Below are 18,013 nucleotides of genomic sequence, written 5' to 3' on the forward strand. Positions count from 1 at the left end.
TTGCAGCAGACGGCATCGGCCGGTGATCCGGCCGACTACCTGGAGTCCGATGTGGCGGACCTCGCGGAGGTGGGCGTCGCCACCGTGCGTGCCCTCGCTCCCGCGCCCGGACAACGTCTGCTGGACGAGATCCGAAGAGCGCGTATCAGCACACTGGCCGGCAGCGGCCCTCCCGATGCCCGCGCCGACTGAGCGCTGTGCGGCCCTCCCCGGAAGCGGGTTCCCACAGGTCACGTCGGGACCACGACAGAGGAGCGCGGGTGCACGGACCGATGCGGATGCCCGGCCACTGGTTCGACGAACTCGCCTCGGGCGGTGGTTCGGTGGCGGCCGTCGGCTTCCTGATGAAGGGGGAGCGGGCCCGACGCCTCGTCCTGTTGCGGGAGTTGCTGGACCGGCTGGAGGAGCGGCCCGCGCTCCTGGGCCCCGCCGACCTGGGCTCCATCTGGCGGGCCGTCGAACGGGCCGAGGCCCGAAAGCTGGGTTGCGTCGAGGAGTTGCTGCTCAGTCCGCAGGTGGGAAGCTGGCTCGCCCACACGTTGCGCCGACTGCACGGGACCTCCGCCGGCCCTCCCCTGTGGGTGGACACCGGACACCTGGCCGGCGTCGCGGTGGTGGCCGCCCTGCGGGCCGGGACGGCGGCGGAGCTCGTCGTGCCCGCGAGGGAGGGCGCGGTGGCCCTTCCGACGCTGGGCCTCGCCCGGCTGCCGGGCATTCCGCTGCTGGGCTTCCAGCCGGTCCACGCGCGGGTACGGGAGGGGGAGTTGCTCCTCCTCCCGGCCGGACGGGGCACCGGGGCGACGGCGCTGACCCTGCGGCCGCTCACCGCGCCTCCGAGCGCCCTGTGGTGGCCGACACACCGGCTGCCGGTCCGGCCGGGCGGGCCCGAGGTCGCCCTCGACGACATCGACCCGTACCGCGACCTCGACCGGCCGATCCCGCCCCGACGGCTCACTCCGCGCGAACTCGGCACCTGGCACAGCCTCTTCACCGAGGCGGTCGCGCTCCTCGGACCCGCCTCCGGCCCCGGTCCGCGTTCCCGTGGTACGGGTCCGGGCGCCCTGCGCCCCGAGGAGGTCAGGCGCATCGTGCCCTGGCCCGGACGGTTGCCGAACGGTCCCGTCGAGGGGCTCAGCGCCTCCACCGCGGACGCGTTCGGCTCCATGGTGGTGGCGGAGCCGCCGAACGGCGCCGCGCTCGCCGAGTCGATGGTCCACGAGTTCCAGCACAGCAAGCTCGGGGCGCTGCTCCACCTCTTCGCGATGCTCGACGACGACCGCACCGAGGAGCACTACGCCCCCTGGCGTCCGGACCCGCGCCATCTGCCGGGGCTCCTCCACGGGGCGTACGCCTTCGTCGGCGTCGCCGGATTCTGGCGGGACCGGATCGGGGACCGGGCGGCCGATCCGCTGGACCTGGCGCCCTTCCGCTTCGCGCTCCGCCGCCTCCAGACCCGTACGGTCCTGCGGACCCTGGCGACCCGCGCCGCGCTCACCGGCCCCGGCCGCCGGCTGGTCGCCGGGCTCACCCGCACCGTCGACGGCTGGCTGCGCGAACCGGTGGACGGGCGGGCCGTGGCGCGGGCCCGTGCGGCGGCGGCCGGTCACCGGGCCGAGTGGCGGCTGCGCCATCTGCGGTGCGGGGACGAGGAGCGCGCCGGACTGGCGGCGGCGCTGCGCTCCGGGGCTCCGCTCCCGCCGGCCCGGCCTCCCCGGCTCGTCCCGGCCCAGGAGCGCACCCACTGGCAGGACGTGCGGGGCGCGCTCTACCTCCGCCCGGACCTCGCACCGGACCTCGCACCACTTCGGGCCGATCTGCTGCTGGTCCGGGGCGAGGCCGCATCGGCGCGGGAGGAGTACCGGGAAGGCTGGGCCGACGCACCGGGGGATCCGCACCTCCTGGCGGGCTGGCTGCTGGCGCACACCGCGCTCCACCCCGGCCACCGGCGGCTCCTCGCCCGCCCGGAGCGGTTCGCCGCCGCTGTCGCGGGGGAGGGTCCCGCGGTGTGGGAGCGGGCCGCCCGTCTGCTGGCGAGCCCGGAAACACCCGCCTGACCAGACCCGGGCCGCCCCGCACGGAGCCCCGTGGAGCGTCCCGAAGAGGCCGCCGCGCGTGAGTCGTATCACTCTGAGTGAAATTCTCGGCATACATTCCGCCGTACCGGGGAGGGGTCCAGGCCGCTGGTGCGCCGTACCCCGGTCCACCGCGCAGCGCCCCGGCCGAAACCGGAGGGGGCATTTCAGGCACGGAAGGCGAAAATCGACATGTCGGCGCTCAATACCATCCACATCGACGGCACCTGGCGGGCCGCCGGATCAGGCGCGACGCGGGAGGTCCTCGACCCCGCCGACGCCACGGTCCTGGCCGTCGTCGCGGAGGGCGGGGCCGAGGACGCCGATGCGGCGATCGCGGCGGCGCGGCGCGCCTTCGACGACGGCCCCTGGCCGCACAAGCCCGTCGCCGAGCGGGCCGGCCTGCTGCGCCGGGTCGCCGAGCTGCTCCAGCGGGACCGCGAGGAGATCGCGATCACCGAGAGCCGCGACACCGGCAAGACCCTCGAAGAGGGCCGGGTCGACGTCGACGACGTGACGAACGCCTTCCGCTACTTCGCCGACCTCGTGATGAACGAGAGCGGCGGCCGGGTCGTCGACGCGGGCGACCCCGAGGTCCACAGCATCGTCGTCCACGAGCCCGTCGGCGTCTGCGCCCTGATCGCCCCCTGGAACTACCCCCTCCTCCAGGCCAGCTGGAAGATCGCCCCGGCCCTCGCCGCCGGCAACACCTTCGTGCTCAAGCCCAGCGAGGTCACCCCGCTCTCCACCGTCCACCTGATCAAGCTGCTCTCCGAGGCCGGTCTCCCCGACGGTGCGGCCAACCTCGTCACCGGCGCGGGCGACCCGGTGGGCGCCCGGTTCTCCGAGCACCCCGACGTCGACCTGGTCTCCTTCACCGGCGGCCTCGCCAGCGGTACGAAGGTGGCCCAGGCCGCCGCGCCGACCGTGAAGAAGGTCGCCCTGGAGCTCGGCGGCAAGAACCCCAACGTGGTCTTCGCCGACGCCTGCGCCACCGACGAGGGCTTCGACACCGCCGTCGACCAGGCGCTGAACGCCGCGTTCTTCCACAGCGGCCAGGTCTGCTCGGCCGGCGCCCGCCTGATCATCCAGGACACCATCAGCGAGCGGTTCGTCACCGAGCTGGCCCGCCGCGCCGACGCCATCCGCCTCGGCCGGGGCACCTTGGAGGGCGTCGAGTGCGGCCCCCTCGTCTCCGCCCAGCAGCTCGCCAAGGTCGAGATGTACGTCGCCTCCGCCCGCGAGGAGGGCGCGATCGTCCGGGCCGGCGGCGAACGCCCGAAGCCCAACGACGTACGGCCCGAGGGCGGCTACTTCTACCGGCCGACCGTCCTCGACGGCTGCCACCGCGAGATGCGGGTGGTCCGCGAGGAGACCTTCGGCCCGATCCTCACCGTCGAGACCTTCCGTACCGAGGAAGAGGCCATCACGCTGGCCAACGACACCGACTACGGCCTCGCCGGCGCCGTCTGGACGACCGACGCGGGCCGGGCCCGCCGGGTCGCCGGACGGCTGCGCCACGGCACCGTCTGGATCAACGACTACCACCCCTACCTCCCGCAGGCCGAGTGGGGCGGCTTCGGGAAGTCCGGCACGGGGCGCGAGCTCGGTCCGACGGGGCTCGCCGAGTACCGCGAGTCCAAGCACATCTACCAGAACCTCAACCCGCGTCCCCAGCGCTGGTTCGCCGGCTGACGCCTGCGGGGACCGGACGGAACACCCGCCGTCCGGTCCCGCCCGGCTGTTCGCAGCACCACGTACACGCACGAACCTTGCAGAAGGAGCAGTGACCGATGCCTTCCACCCCCCGCAGCACCGCAGTCCCCGACGGCCCCGTGGCCGACTACGTGATCGTCGGCGGCGGCACCGCCGGCTCGGTCATCGCCTCCCGGCTCACCGAGGACCCGGACGTCACCGTCACGGTCATCGAGGGCGGCCCCACCGACATCGACCGCGACGACGTGCTCACCCTGCGCCGCTGGCTCGGCCTCCTCGGTGGCGACCTCGACTACGACTACCCCACCACCGAGCAGCCGCGCGGCAACTCCCACATCCGGCACAGCCGCGCCCGGGTGCTCGGAGGGTGCTCCTCGCACAACACCCTCATCAGCTTCAAGCCGCTGCCCGGCGACTGGGACGAGTGGGCCGAGGCGGGCGCCGAGGGCTGGGACGCGGCCGCGATGGACCCGTACTTCGCCAAGCTGCGCAACAACATCGTCCCGGTCGACGAGAAGGACCGCAACGCCATCGCCCGCGACTTCGTCGACGCCGCCCAGGAGGCGGCCGGGGTGCCGCGTGTGGACAGCTTCAACCGCAAGCCGTTCCACGAGGGGGTCGGCTTCTTCGACCTGGCCTACCACCCCGAGAACAACAAGCGCTCCTCCGCCTCGGTCGCCTATCTCCACCCGCACATCGAGGCCGGCGACCGGCCCAACCTGCGGATCCTGCTGGAGACCTGGGCGTACCGCCTGGAGCTCGACGGCACCCGCGCCACCGGCGTACACGTCCGTACGAAGGACGGCGAGGAGATCCTGCTGCGCGCCGCCCGCGAGGTCATCGTCTGCGCGGGCGCGGTGGACACGCCCCGGCTGCTGATGCACTCCGGGATCGGTCCGCGCGAGGACCTGGCCGCGCTGGGCATCGACGTCCGCCACGACCTTCCGGGCGTCGGCGAGAACCTGCTCGACCACCCCGAGTCCGTCATCGTCTGGGAGACCGACGGGCCCATCCCGGAGAACTCCGCGATGGACTCCGACGCGGGACTCTTCGTCCGCCGCGACCCCGAATCCCGGGGCCCGGACCTGATGTTCCACTTCTACCAGATCCCGTTCACCGACAACCCGGAGCGGCTCGGCTACGAGAAGCCCGAGCACGGGGTGTCGATGACGCCGAACATCCCCAAGCCGCGCAGCCGGGGCCGCCTCTACCTCACGAGCGCCGACCCCGAGGTCAAGCCGGCCCTGGACTTCCGCTACTTCACCGACGAGGACGACTACGACGGCCGCACCCTGGTCGACGGCATCAAGCTCGCCCGCGAGATCGCCCGCACCGAACCGCTCGCCCACTGGCTCAAGCGTGAGGTCTGCCCCGGGCCCGAGGTCACCTCGGACGAGGACATCAGCGAGTACGCCCGCAAGGTCGCCCACACCGTCTACCACCCGGCCGGCACCTGCAGGATGGGCGCATCCGACGACCGAGAGGCCGTCGTGGACCCGCAGTTGCGCATCCGTGGCCTGGAAGGCATCCGGATCGCCGACGCGTCCGTCTTCCCGACCATGCCCGCCGTCAACCCGATGATCGGCGTCCTCATGGTCGGCGAGAAGTGCGCCGAACTCCTCGTCGACCAGGCCCGCGACACCGCGCCGGCCGACGGAACCAGCACCAGCACCGGAGGCGATGTCCGATGACCGGAACCGAGACCCTCAAGGCCACCGAGCCCGCCGAGAACGCCGGGGCCGCCGGGACCGCCGGGGACACGGAGACCCCCGTGTTCTCCGTACGCAACCTCTGGAAGGTCTTCGGCCCCAAGGCCGACCGGATCCCCGGCAGCGAGCACGCCGCGCTCCCGCCCGCCGAACTGCGTGAGGCCACCGGCTGCACCGCCGCCGTCCGCGATGTCTCCTTCGACGTCCGCAAGGGCGAGGTCTTCGTCGTCATGGGCCTGTCGGGCTCCGGCAAGTCGACCCTCGTACGCTGTCTGACCCGGCTGATCGAGCCGACCAGCGGCACCCTCGCCATCGACGGCGAGGACGTCCTCGCGATGGACCGCGCCCGGCTGCGCGAACTGCGCCGCCACCGCGCCGCGATGGTCTTCCAGCACTTCGGGCTGCTGCCGCACCGCACGGTGGTGGACAACGTGGCCTACGGCCTGGAGATCCAGGGCCTGAGCAAGGCGGAGCGCCGCGCCAAGGCGGTCGAGCTGGTGGCGAAGGTCGGCCTCGCCGGTCTGGAGGACCGCCGCCCGTCCCAGCTCTCCGGCGGCCAGCAGCAGCGCGTCGGGCTCGCCCGCGCGCTCGCCGTGGACCCGTCCGTCCTGCTCTTCGACGAGCCGTTCAGCGCGCTGGACCCGCTGATCCGCCGCGAGATGCAGGACGAGGTGGTCCGGCTGCACCGCGAGGAGGGCCGCACCATGGTCTTCATCACCCACGACCTCAGCGAGGCGCTGCGCCTGGGCACCCGGATCGCGCTCATGCGCGACGGCGGGATCGTCCAGCTCGGCACCCCCGAGGAGATCGTGGGCTCGCCCGCCGACGACTACGTCCGCGAGTTCGTCCGCGACGTGCCGCGCGAGCAGGTCCTCACCGTCGCCACCGCCATGCGGCCCGCCCTCGCCGGGGAGAGCGAGCGCGGCCCGGCCGTACGCCCCGACGCCACCGTCTCCGAGGCCATCGAGGCGGTCTCCCGCTCCGGCGACCCCGCCGCCCGGGTGATGGACGGCGGCCGGCTCGTCGGCGTCGTCGACCACGCCTGCCTGCTCGACGTCGTCGCCGGAACGACCGCTTCCGCCGCCCCGGAGGCGTCCGACACCTCCGAAGGCGCCCCCGACGAAGCGCCGGACGCGCCGGACGGCTCCCGCGAGGTGACCCTCTGATGGCCACCGCACAGGCCACCCCGGTCCGCCCCGCCGCCGCGGGCGCGCGCCGGGGGCCGCTGGCCGCCCTGCGCGACCGCCCGGCAGCGGCGAAGCTCCTGCTGCTCGCGCTCGTCGCCGTCGTCGTCGTTCCCGTCGTGCACAGCCGCTGGGGCGGGGGCATCTGGCCGGACGCGCTGACCGCGGACCTGTCCGCGCCGCTCGGCGACGTGACGGACTGGATCGTCTCCAACCGCGACAGCCACCCGCTGTTCCTCTACTTCTTCGGCCACATCAGCAACGCCGTCGTGCTGTCCGTACGCGGGGTCTATCTGGTCCTCCTGGCCCTCGGCTGGGCGGGCGTCACCGTGTTCGCCGCCGCCGTCGCCTGGCGCGTCGCGGGGATCCGGCTCGCCCTCACCGCGGCCGTCTCGTTCCTGGTCTGCGGGCTGCTCGGCATGTGGGTGCCGACCATGCAGACGCTCGCGCTGATGGTCGTGGCCGTCCTGGCCTCCGTCGTACTGGGCCTTCTTCTCGGCCTCGCCGCCGGACTCTCCGACCGCACGTTCCGCATCCTGCGCCCGGTGCTCGACACCATGCAGGTGCTGCCGGCGTTCGCGTATCTGCTCCCGGTGGTGCTGGTCTTCGGCATCGGCGTCCCCGGAGCCGTCCTCGCCACCGTCGTGTACGCGGCTCCGCCGATGGCCCGCCTCACCGCGCTCGGACTGCGCGGCGCGGACAGCGGCGTCATGGAGGCCGTCGCCTCGCTCGGGGCGACCGGCCGCCAGCGGCTGCTGAGCGCCCGGCTGCCGCTGGCCCGCAAGGAACTGCTCCTCGGCCTGAACCAGACCATCATGATGGCGCTGTCGATGGCCGTCATCGCGTCCGTGATCGGCGCGGGCGGCCTCGGCGACCGCGTCTACCAGGCGCTGTCGTCCGTGGACGTCGGCGCGGCCCTCGCCGCGGGCATCCCGATCGTGCTGCTGGCCGTCGTGCTGGACCGTACGACGGAGGCGGCAGGACGCCGCATCGGAACCGAGCCCACCGGCCCGGCCCTGCTGCGCGGTTGGCGCGGCTGGGCCCTGGCCGCCGTGGTCACCGCGGCCGTCGCCGTCGTCGGACGGGCCACCGACGGCCGGGTCTGGCCCGAGGACGTGACCGTGGCCATCGCCGGACCGGTCAACACCGCCAAGGACTGGATGGTCGACCACCTCTACACCGGGGTGCCCGTCGTCGGCGGCACCGCCGACCTCGCCTCCCACTTCACCAGCGGCATCCTCAACCCGCTGCGCAGCGGGCTCACCGGACTGCCCTGGTGGTCGGTCCTCCTCATCGTCGCCGCCCTCGCCTGGACCATCGGCACCTGGCGCACCGCCGCCACCGCCGTCCTCGCCATGGCCGCGATCGGCGTACTCGGCGTGTGGGAGCCCTCGATGGACACCCTCAGCCAGGTGCTCGCCGCCGTCGCGGTCACCCTGGTCCTCGGCTTCGGCGTCGCCATCGGGGCGGCCCGCAGCGAACGCCTGGAACGGCTGCTGCGACCGGTCCTGGACGTCTTCCAGACCATGCCGCAGTTCGTCTATCTGATCCCCGTCGTCGCCCTCTTCGGCGTCGGCCGCGCCCCCGCCGCCGCGGCAGCGGTCATCTACGCGCTGCCCGCCGTCATCCGCATCACCACCCAGGGCCTGCGGGGCGTCGACCCGGCGGCGATGGAGTGCGCGCGCTCGCTCGGCGCGACCCCGGGCCAGCAACTGCGCCAGGTCCAGATCCCGCTGGCCAGGCCCTCGCTGCTGCTCGCGGTCAACCAGGCGGTCGTCCTGGTCCTCGCCGTCGTCATTATCGGCGGACTCGTCGGATCGGGCGCACTCGGTTACGAGGTCGTCCTCGGCCTCGCCCAGGGCGACCTGGCCACCGGTCTCGTCGCCGGAGCGGCCATCGTCTGCCTCGGACTGATGCTCGACCGGGTCACCCAGCCCACCACCCGCCGCCAGCGACAGGAGAGCTGAGATGAACCGCTCCCGTACCCGCCTGCTCGTGGCGCTTGCCTCGGCCGGGGCCCTGCTCGCCACGGCCGGCTGCGGCGCCGCCGACATGACCAAGCAGGCCTCCCCGTTCGCGGCCCCCGCCGGGGTCAAGACGGTCACGCTCTCCGTCCAGTCCTGGGTCGGCGCCCAGGCGAACGTCGCCGTGGCCGAGCAGCTCCTCAAGGAGAAGCTCGGCTACCGCGTCGACCTCGTGCAGACCGACGAGGTCCCCGCCTGGGACGCCCTCAGCCAGGGCCGGGTCGACGCGATCCTGGAGGACTGGGGCCACCCGGACCAGGAGAAGCTGTACGTCGACGAGAAGAAGACCATCGTCCGGGGCGGCGACCTCGGGGTCACCGGCCACATCGGCTGGTACGTCCCGAAGTACTGGGCCGACCAGCACCCCGACGTCACCGACTGGAAGAACCTCAACAAGTACGCCGAGGAGCTGAAGACCGCCGAGAGCGGCGGCAAGGGCCAGCTGATGGACGGCTCGCCCTCCTACGTCACCAACGACGTGGCGCTGGTGAAGAACCTGGACCTGGACTACAAGGTGGTCTTCGCCGGCTCCGAAGCGGCCCAGATCACCCAGATCCAGCAGTTCGCCAAGGAGAAGAAGCCCTTCCTCAGCTACTGGTACCAGCCGCAGTGGCTGTTCAACGAGGTGCCGATGGTCGAGGTGAAGCTCCCCGAGTACACGGACGCGTGCGCGGCCAAGGACCCGGCGGACATCGACTGCGCGTACCCGACGACGCCGCTGCAGAAGTTCCTCAACGCCGACTTCGCCGAGCGCGGTGGCGACGCGTCCGCGTTCCTGAAGAAGTTCCAGTGGTCGGAGAAGGACCAGAACGAGGTCTCCGAGATGATCGCCCAGCAGAAGCTCACGCCCCAGGAGGCGGCCGAGCGCTGGATCGAGCGTCACCCGGACGTCTGGAAGAAGTGGCTTCCGCAGGACTGACGGGACCGGCATCACGGCGCCCGGCTCCTCGTGCGAGGGGCCGGGCGCCGACCGCTTTTCCGGCCCGTCCCGCTACCGGGCCCGGACCGTGGCCAGGACGTCCCGGTCCGGCTGGAGCGTCAGGCCCGTCACGGGCGCGATCTCGCCCGGCTCGACGTCCAGGGTGAAGCGGCGGGCCAGCACGGCCAGGAGGAGGACGGACTCCACCATCGCGAAGCGCGTACCGATGCAGACCCGGGGCCCGCCGCCGAACGGGAACCACGCGTACTCCGCGATCTCGTCGCCGTCCGTGGCGTCCCAGCGCTCGGGCCGGAACTCCTCCGGCTCGGGGAACCACCGCGCGTCGCGTTGGGTGGACCACTGGCTGGTCCACACCCGGGTGCCCTCCTCGATCGGCAGGCCCCCGATCGTCGCCCCTTCCTTCGCGACCCCGGTGATCAGCCAGACGGCCGGGTACAGCCGCAGGGTCTCCTTCACCACCGCCTGGGCGTACGTCAGCCGGGCGTAGTCCTCGAAGCCGGGCTCCCGGTCGCCGAGCACCCGGTCCAGCTCCTCGGCGAGCGCGTCGCGGACCCGGGGGTTGCGGGCGAGCAGATACCACGCCCACACCAGCGTCGTACTCGTCGTCTCGTGGCCGCCGATGTACAGCGTGACCGCCTCGTCGCGGATCTCCTCGTCGCTGAGGTGCGTCCCGCTCTCGTCGACGGCGGTGAGCAACCGGCTGAGCAGGTCCGGGCGTTCCTCCTCGCCGTCCCGGTGCCGGGCGACGACCCGGCCCACCTCGGCGTCGATGACGGCGGCGGCCTTCTTGATCCGCGCCCGGCCGGGGGTCGGCACCCAGTCGGGGAGCAGCGCGCCGATCCCGGCGAACTCCTTGCCGATCTCCATCTGGGCGACGTCCATCGCCCGGCCCATCGCCTCGGAGTCCGCCGGGGTGTCCACACCGAAGATGGTGCGCACCGCGATCTTCTGCGTCAGCGCGGCCATCTCCCGCTTGACGTCCACCCGTTCACCGTCGGACCAGCTGTCCGCCAGCTCCACCGCGCAGTCCGCCATCGTGGCCGCGTACGACTTGACCTGCTTGGGCCGCACCGAGGGCTGCACCAGGGAGCGTTTGCGCCGCCAGTCCGGGCCCCGCGCCACGATCATCCCGTTGCCCAGCACCGTGCGGAACGCGATACCGAGCCTCGGCTGGTCGAAGGTGCGTTCCGTCTCGGTGAGCAACTCGCCTATGCAGTCCGGGTCGGCGAGGAAGACGCACCGGTTGCGGCCGAACTGCCAGCGCACCATGTCCCCGTGGTCACGGAGGAGTTCGAAGAAGGCGAGGGGATTCTTCCCGAACTGCGGCAGATTCCCCACCAGCGGCAGCCCCTTGGGGCCCGGGACGAACGCATGGCCGCGAGGCTGGGTGTCGAGCGCCGGGCCGGTCTGCGTGGACATCGAGGAACTCCGCTCCCTGGGGCGCGCCACTGCCGGCGCGCGACCGTTCGAACCCCATCGAACAGGACGGGGTGGCACTCCACCAGGGCGTCGACAGGGCGTGGCCGGAAACCGTCATCAGCCCTACGGAGTACGCGAGTTGTCGAGCGTATCCGGAGAATCCCGCGGATTCGAACAGAAGGCGCGGTGAGAGTTTCGCCGGCGTGCGAGAATCCCGCCATGCCGACCGACCCGCTGGTGTCCCGCGCCCGTGCGCTGTGGCAGGAACTGTCCGCCGAACCGGCCGTCGCCTTCGGAACTCCCGGCCGCCCGGCGGTGTTCGTCGCACCGGAGTCGTCGCTGGCCCCGCCGTCCTGGGTGGGCGTGGTGGCCGTGGGGGATGCCGCGCTGATCACCGCGCCGACCGACCGGGAGGCCGATTCCGTACGGTCCGCGCTGAACGGCCTGACCACCGACGGGCTCACCGATCCCGCCACCGTCGCCGGACTGCTGCCGGTGGCCGACACGCTCGGCCCCGCCGTCCTCGGCTACCTGGCCCCGGACGGCCTCCGCCCCGTCAGGACTGCCGCAACGGACCCGGTCGGGAGCCTGGCCCCCGGGCACCCCGCCCTGCGCGCGCTGCTCACGGAGGCGGGACGGTCGGACGCGGGCGAGAGCGGTCTTGCGGACGTCACCTCTCCGGTGTTCGTCGTACGGAAGGGCACGGAGGTGCTCGCCGCCGCCGGTTACGAGCGCTGGCCGCGCGACACCGCCCACCTCTGCGTGCTCACCGCACCGGACGCACGGGGCCGAGGTCTCGCCCGACAGGTGGCGCACGCGGCGACCGCGCACGCCCTCACCGCCGGGCTGCTGCCGCAGTGGCGGGCCCGGCCGCCGGCGTCCCGCCGGGTCGCGCGGGCGCTGGGCTACCGGGAAGCGGGCCGTCAGCTGAGCGTACGGCTGTCCTGACCGGAGCGCGATCCCTCGTGGGCCGCTTCTAGCGGTATGAGTGTCAGCCGCCACGCCTGCGCGAACCAGGAGGCCATACGACGTCAACAGTCAGCCCGGCCGAGCGGGCGGCGGCCACGGTGTCCGCTGTACCGCCACCATGACCGGTGGGTGCTCTGCCGTCCCAGACGGCCAGCAGGCAGTCCGCACCCTGGAGAAGAGTGGAGTTCGCCGCTTCGTACGCCGCGCGCCCCGCGTGCTCGTACGGCATGATCACCACCTCTTCGGCGGCCTCGCAGAGTGTGTCGAACCTGGTGAGGTCCGCCGGGTCGACCACCGCGTCCCGGTAGTCCCTGGACGGGATGATCGCCGACAGCCGACCGCCGAGAGCCAGGATCTGCTCGGCGAAAAGGGTGTCAGCGCCGCGGGCCAGGCAGGAACGCCCCACCAACGGATCGCCGTGCAGGCCGGCCAGCCGTTCACGCAGGGCCGCGCGTACCGCTCCGACTGCCTCGTCCGCCAGGTCCATGTGACCGGTGACAGAGACTGTGACCATGCGACGACCCCCCTTTTCGGTCGTGTGATGGGGCACTGTATCCGGTCGCTCACCGATCGAGCGGCACGGAACGTCTGCGGATTTCACAGAGCTGTGGCGACGAAGCCCAGGACGTAGGTCCCGGCGAAGAGGAGGGGGATCCACCGCTCCACCCGATTCAGGGGCAGATAGATGCGCCAGTCCCGGCCCTCGCGGAGAGCGCGCCACTCGGCGGCAACGAAGGTGCGGGCAGGAAGCCGCTCCTCCAGCGCACCGATCACCTCGAACTTCCCCCGGTTCAGCTGATGGTAGGAGCGGACGGTGAACCACCAGGTGACACACATGCCCAGCAGGACCAGCAAGACCGCCAGGGCGAGGACCAGCGGTGCCTCGCGGTGGCCTTCCTGGGACAACCAGGAGCCCAGGAAGGCAAGCAGGCCGGTGTGAAGGGTCAGGAAAAAGGTGTTGGCTAGGTTACGCCGGGCGCTGACCCGGTCGGCCATCTCCACGCACATCTTGTACTGCTCGAAGATCGCAGCGTGATAAGCGGCCTTCGCGTCGTGATAGTCCTCCGCGCCGATTTCGTCGTTCCACAGTGAGTCACTGATATTGGCCATGGCGGCATCTCCCCGTAGTCGTCACGCTCGCCAACCCTGGGGGAAAGATACGTGCTTTGATCGCACGGTCGGACATGAATTCCCTTGAAGGAAGGTGAGTCGCTTGCCTTGGAGTGAACCGCCGCTCGGTGATGTCGAGGCCATGCTGAAGGTTCCGCCGGAGGAGTTACGGAGGCATCCCGGGTTTCTGTACGCCCGACGCGCGGGCTGGGCGGCCGCCAAGGCGCTGGCCTATGCCCGGGGCGGGGACGAGCGGACGTACGACGGAATCGCGCACCGCTACCTGAGCGCCTGCCCGCAGGATCCGTTCCTGGCTGTCGAGACTCTGGCGGGCCGCGCCGTGCGGGAGCGGCGGCGGCAGCGGACGGAACTGCCCAGGGACCTCGCCCGGCTTGCCGAGCAGCGTGAACTTCTGGCCCACCGGCATCTCGTCATGCCTGACGGGAAGTTCCGGGTCGGTATCGAGCGGGGACTGTTGTACGCCATGGCCGAAGCCGGTGGCGAGGTCGTCGGCAGGTTCCCTCTGACGGTCCGCCATCGCACGCTGGACGGGCTCAGCAAGCCGCAGGATGTGCTTCTCCAACCCACCATGTCGGTCCGGCGGCACCTCACCGAGTCGCGCTGGTTGCCCCTGGACGAGCTCATCCGGTACGCACGCTTCCCTCGGATGCGTGATGCGTCGCAGCTGGTGCGCGGCGTCTTCCCCGGTCGGCACCACGTGTTCGTCTCGCACCGTTGGTCGGACACCGCACAGCCCGACCCGGACGGCAGGCAGGCACGCCTGGTCGCGTGGCATCTGGTCGTCTCGATGTGCGAGGCGGTCCAAGTCGCACACCGACGCGGACTGCATACCCCTCGGCAGGTGGCTCCCGCGGCTATGAACATGCCGGTCGGACTGGCCGGATCAGACCTGGCGGAATGTCTATTGGTCGGTGTCCTGCGCGAAGTCATGGACGAGATGTCACTCGCACCGGTGGCCCGGGAGGTGGAGCAGGTCGGAATGGACGCGCTCGAACTCGGCGCGTCCGAGGCGTCCGAGGACATCGGGCTGGAGCGTCTGAGCGCCCTGCTCGGCGCCCTGCCCGCACTCCCGCCCCTGCTGGAGCGCATCCATCTCTGGTACGACTACACCTGCATGCCACAGGCTCCGCGCACATCCGCGGAAGAGCAGCTGTTCCGCAGTACTCTCGAATCGCTGTTCCTCTTGCAGTTCGCGGGGCGCACCCTCGTTCTGCTGGACGACGTCGCCGACTACCTGAGTCGGGCCTGGTGCAGCCTGGAGGCGGCGACCTCGCTGGCGTCCACGGCAGGCGGGCGCCCGGATGTCCTGCACACGGGTGGTTCGGCGCGGCCGGCCGGCCCCGCGACGGATACGGAATCGCTGCGCAGTCTGGTGATAGACCGTCAACTCATCATCTGGCGAGGGCTTCTGGATACCGAAGTGTTCAGGAAGCAGACCCGCGAGGAGTGCCTGCGCCGACTGGGGCTGGACATGGCGGAGCCGGGAGACCTCCCCTACATCTACGACCGCATGCTCTCGTTCGCGGTGCCGAACGGCCGCTTGAGCAGGCATGCGCTGGTCACGGGCGTGGTTCCGCTGCCGGACATGGGGGAGGGCAAGATCCTGATCCCGATGCCGGACTACTCGGGGTCACAGCCGGTCGACGGCGGACGGCCGGTCCGGGCGATCGGCTCCCTCGACGGATGGGGGGGCTTGAACCTGCGACGCTACATCGAGGAGAGACAGACCGATGCGGGTCCTCCTGACATGCCGCCGTACTGGCGCGTTCCCGGTCCGGACACCGTCGGCACGACGCCGACCTGTCATGTCGCGGTCGTCGCCGAGTGTGAGGGGGAAGCAGTGCTCATTTCGTCCTGGGTACGAAGGCACCGGAGGGAGCTGGAGAAGCAGCTGCGGGTCACGGTCGTCTCGGGCAGCTGGACCGCGGTGGACCCGGTCCCCGTCGGGCATCTGCCGTACGGGCGGCTGCGGGCGCGGTCCGTGCGAGCCGATGTATGGGTCGTGGTGGGGAAGTCGGGCCTGGTGGCGAACGATGTGGGTCAGGCGTTGTGCCGCCTGGTGTACGAGGCTCGACTCCCGGCCATCACCGTGTCCCTGGACCAAACCGAGGGGAACGTGGAACAGATCATCGGTGACGTGACGCCCGGTGCACCGCACAGCGGCCTCCTGTCCGGGTGGGGCTCCGGCTACGAGCACCCGTCCGGGCTGCTGTCCATGCACCTGTACGGCCATCTGCTGCAGTGGGGAGCGTCGGTCCATTGAAGACTCCACATCTGGGTGAGTTCGTCGAGGGGGATCTCGGCCGGGTGCTACGTGCCCTCAGCGTGGCCGACCGGGATGGGGACCATGCCGGCTTCAGCGCACAGTGCCGACGGCACGCCGCGGAACTCGACGCTGACCGGGACATGTGGCTGAGGGTGCCTCGGCAACTGCGGGAAAACGTCCGCGCCAATATGGAGGCCATGCGGCCCTTCATGCTGACGGCTCAGCGGATCGCGCGCGAGTTGGACATGCTGGGCCATCCTGCCGCGCTGCGCCAACTGTCGGGAGTCGACCGGCGGGGCTCCTTGGAGAAGCTCCACGAGACGGATGTTCTCGTCGAGGACGGAGACTTCGAGGCCGCGGACAGGCTGCTTCGCGAAATGCTCGGCGAGGGGTCGGCCGACGACGGCTGGACGGCGATCATCTACTCCCGCATGGCCACGCACGCGACTGTACGGAACGACCTCGACGCAGCCATTGAGCACGCCCGTCGTGCGCATGATCTGGCACGGCGCTCGGGTCACCCGAGCATGACGCGAGCCTCCGAAGTCCTCGACGACCTGCTCACCGCTCGCGAGATGCGCCGGGGCAGCACCGAAGGACGTCGGCTGAACGCCTGTCGGGAGGATCTGACGCACGCACAGCGGCTGAGCGACCGAGCTCTGTTTGTGGAGAGCAACCGGGCTCTGCTGAGGCTCTTCGACGAACTGGACGCCTACGCCGAGGACTCGCCTGTCCGCAGCTTCCTCGGCAAGCTGTGCGGCCTGCTGGGCCTGAACTGCTTCCACCTCGGCGATCGCGACGAGGCCCGGGCATGGACCCGCAAGGCTCTGAACGAGTGCCGACGGCGTGGGGACGGCGTCGGCGAGAAGGTCTACGCGGCCAACTTGAAGGAGATCGAAGGGCGGGACAGTGATGACAGGCACTATCCCCGGAATGTTCCGGGCCCCCGCCGGTGATGGCGCCAAGAAGTGGGATTTCCGGCGCCCGCACGGTCAGAGTCCGACGATCAGCTGGATGCAGACGATCTTGACCAGGATGGCGAGCGCGAACAGCGTCGAGTAGCCGTTGTTGATCCGGCTGTCGCTCGCCCGGCTGTTGGCGTACGCGACGATCGCCGGGTTGCCGACATAACCCGACAGCAGTCCCATGGTGCGCTCCCGGCTCTGCCCCAGCGCCTTCGCGACCAGCACCATCAGGGTGTAGCTGACGACCGCGCCGATCGCGAGCACCGCCACCAGCTTCAGCCCGAACAAGGAGAAGGCGTTCTCGCGGAACGAATAGCCCGAGGTGAGCCCCACGACGGCGAGGAAGAGCAGCAGCCCGATCTGGCGCAGGGTCAGGTTGGCCCGGGTCGGCAGGGTCCAGACGAGGGGGCCGGTGCGGCGGCGCCAGCCGAGGAGCATGCCCATCACCAGCGGACCGGCCCCCGTGCCCAGGGCCAGTGTGGTGGAGCCCAGGGTGAGGGAGGGGATGCCGATGAGGAAGCCCAGAGTGAGACCGAGGCCCAGGCTGACCGCGCTGACCTCGCTGACTTTCGCCTCGGTGTCCCCGAGGTACGTGGTGACCTCGCTCGTCCGCTCGCGCGGCATGACCACCCGCACCCGGTCGTCGAGCTGGAGCAGCAGATCGTCGTGGGCGAGCATGTCGAAGTCGCCGCGCCGCACCCGGCTGACGACGGCCCCGTACTTCTCGCCCAGTCCGAGCTCGGCGACGGTGTGCCCGGCCAGCTCCGGGTTGGTGAGCAGGACCCGCCGGTAGTCCACCGTGCTGCGGTCGTCCAGCAGATGGCGCGGGGCCGGGGCCCCGAGCGCGTCCGTCGCCGCCCGTACGTCGTCCTCGCCGCCGACCAGGACGACCTGGTCACCGGGGGAGAGCCGGTCGAGTTCCCGGGCGACCCGGGTGACGCCGTCGGCGGGACGGTACTCACTGGCCAGCACCCGGTGCGCGGCGACGCCGGGCACGTCGGCCCAGCGCAGGCCCCGGCCCACCTGGACCGTACGGGTGATGAGCGTGGACGGCAGGCCCGAGTCCGGGTCCCGGCGGGCGGTCCAGCGACGGCGGGCCGCGATCGCCGAGACGAACAGGATCGTGATGACGACGGCGAGCGGATAGCCGATGGCGTATCCGACGGCGGGCTCCGTGGGGTCCGCCGAGGCGTCCTGGGCGGCCGCGAGCCCCGGGGTGGTGGTCCCGATGCCCGCGTAGCCGCCCGCGAGGAACGGCCCGCTGATGCCGAACCCGCTGTGCCCGACGAAGCCGACCACCGCCGCCGTGACGGCCAGGGCCACCACCGCTCCCGCCATCACCGGGAGCTGGCCGCGCAGTTCACGGAAGAACGCGGGGCCCGACTCCAGGCCGACCGTGTACACGTACAGCGCCAGACCCAGCGCCGAGACCCCGGCCGGCACGGCGGCGGCGATGTCCTCGTCCAGCGCCCCGACGAACAGACCGACGAACAGGACCCCCGCCGCGCCGAGCCGGACCGGCCCGAAGCGCACCATGCCGAGCAGCGCGCCGAGCGTGATCACGGCGAACACCGCCACCCACGGGTTGTCCGCGAAGAACTGCCACATCGGCCGTGCC

The 18,013-nt window shown here is 71.7% G+C and carries 14 protein-coding genes; 10 read left to right on the forward strand and 4 right to left on the reverse strand.

Annotation, left to right across the window (positions count from 1 at the left end):
- The 7 genes from ACIQPT_RS35060 (at window position 1) to ACIQPT_RS35090 (ending at window position 9,624) form a co-directional block, all read left to right on the forward strand.
- Entirely contained in the window at window positions 1-192 is a 192-nt protein-coding gene (locus ACIQPT_RS35060; protein WP_247705258.1) for a hypothetical protein, read from the forward strand.
- A 68-nt stretch (window positions 193-260) separates the two neighbouring features.
- Entirely contained in the window at window positions 261-2,054 is a 1,794-nt protein-coding gene (locus tag ACIQPT_RS35065; RefSeq protein WP_401162049.1) for an HEXXH motif domain-containing protein, read from the forward strand.
- Between the two features lie 210 nt (window positions 2,055-2,264).
- Window positions 2,265-3,767 (forward strand): aldehyde dehydrogenase family protein, encoded by a 1,503-nt coding sequence (locus ACIQPT_RS35070; protein WP_401162051.1) that lies wholly within the window; start codon window positions 2,265-2,267, stop codon window positions 3,765-3,767.
- A 98-nt stretch (window positions 3,768-3,865) separates the two neighbouring features.
- A complete protein-coding gene (locus tag ACIQPT_RS35075; protein ID WP_401162053.1) occupies window positions 3,866-5,479 on the forward strand; it encodes a GMC family oxidoreductase in 1,614 nt (537 codons plus the stop codon).
- The gene (locus ACIQPT_RS35080; protein WP_401162055.1) at window positions 5,476-6,663 is read left to right on the forward strand and encodes a glycine betaine/L-proline ABC transporter ATP-binding protein; all 1,188 of its coding nucleotides are present in this window, start codon (window positions 5,476-5,478) and stop codon (window positions 6,661-6,663) included. The genes ACIQPT_RS35075 and ACIQPT_RS35080 overlap by 4 nt, the downstream gene beginning before the upstream one ends.
- Window positions 6,663-8,648 carry an ABC transporter permease gene (locus ACIQPT_RS35085; protein WP_401162057.1) on the forward strand — a complete coding sequence of 662 codons (1,986 nt, stop codon included), beginning with the start codon at window positions 6,663-6,665 and terminating at the stop codon, window positions 8,646-8,648. Before ACIQPT_RS35080 ends, ACIQPT_RS35085 begins: the two co-directional genes overlap by 1 nt.
- Window position 8,649: 1 nt before the next feature.
- On the forward strand, window positions 8,650-9,624 hold the full coding sequence (locus ACIQPT_RS35090) for an ABC transporter substrate-binding protein (RefSeq protein WP_401162059.1): 975 nt from the start codon (window positions 8,650-8,652) through the stop codon (window positions 9,622-9,624).
- A 72-nt stretch (window positions 9,625-9,696) separates the two neighbouring features.
- Here ACIQPT_RS35090 and ACIQPT_RS35095 read toward each other — a convergent pair whose 3' ends face one another.
- Window positions 9,697-11,064 (reverse strand): cytochrome P450, encoded by a 1,368-nt coding sequence (locus tag ACIQPT_RS35095; protein ID WP_401162061.1) that lies wholly within the window; start codon window positions 11,062-11,064, stop codon window positions 9,697-9,699.
- A 219-nt stretch (window positions 11,065-11,283) separates the two neighbouring features.
- On the opposite strand from ACIQPT_RS35095, the gene ACIQPT_RS35100 reads away from it, so the two are divergent.
- A complete protein-coding gene (locus ACIQPT_RS35100) occupies window positions 11,284-12,012 on the forward strand; it encodes a GNAT family N-acetyltransferase (RefSeq protein WP_401162062.1) in 729 nt (242 codons plus the stop codon).
- Window positions 12,013-12,055: 43 nt separating this feature from the next.
- On the opposite strand, the gene ACIQPT_RS35105 is transcribed toward ACIQPT_RS35100, so the two are convergent.
- On the reverse strand, window positions 12,056-12,547 hold the full coding sequence (locus tag ACIQPT_RS35105; RefSeq protein ID WP_401162064.1) for a hypothetical protein: 492 nt from the start codon (window positions 12,545-12,547) through the stop codon (window positions 12,056-12,058).
- A gap of 83 nt (window positions 12,548-12,630) precedes the next feature.
- Window positions 12,631-13,143 (reverse strand): hypothetical protein, encoded by a 513-nt coding sequence (locus ACIQPT_RS35110; protein ID WP_401162065.1) that lies wholly within the window; start codon window positions 13,141-13,143, stop codon window positions 12,631-12,633.
- A 103-nt stretch (window positions 13,144-13,246) separates the two neighbouring features.
- On the opposite strand from ACIQPT_RS35110, the gene ACIQPT_RS35115 reads away from it, so the two are divergent.
- Both ACIQPT_RS35115 and ACIQPT_RS35120 read left to right on the forward strand, forming a co-directional pair.
- Window positions 13,247-15,427 (forward strand): hypothetical protein, encoded by a 2,181-nt coding sequence (locus ACIQPT_RS35115; RefSeq protein ID WP_401162066.1) that lies wholly within the window; start codon window positions 13,247-13,249, stop codon window positions 15,425-15,427.
- Window positions 15,424-16,386: a hypothetical protein gene (locus ACIQPT_RS35120; RefSeq protein WP_401162068.1), complete on the forward strand. Its 963-nt coding sequence runs from the start codon at window positions 15,424-15,426 to the stop codon at window positions 16,384-16,386. Before ACIQPT_RS35115 ends, ACIQPT_RS35120 begins: the two co-directional genes overlap by 4 nt.
- 36 nt (window positions 16,387-16,422) lie before the next feature.
- On the opposite strand, the gene ACIQPT_RS35125 is transcribed toward ACIQPT_RS35120, so the two are convergent.
- Window positions 16,423-18,003, reverse strand: coding sequence for an aspartate:alanine exchanger family transporter (locus ACIQPT_RS35125; protein ID WP_401162070.1), 1,581 nt, complete (start codon window positions 18,001-18,003; stop codon window positions 16,423-16,425).
- Window positions 18,004-18,013: the final 10 nt, after the last annotated feature.

Source organism: Streptomyces sp. NPDC091289 (genome assembly GCF_044757365.1).
Classification (GTDB): Bacteria; Actinomycetota; Actinomycetes; order Streptomycetales; family Streptomycetaceae; genus Streptomyces.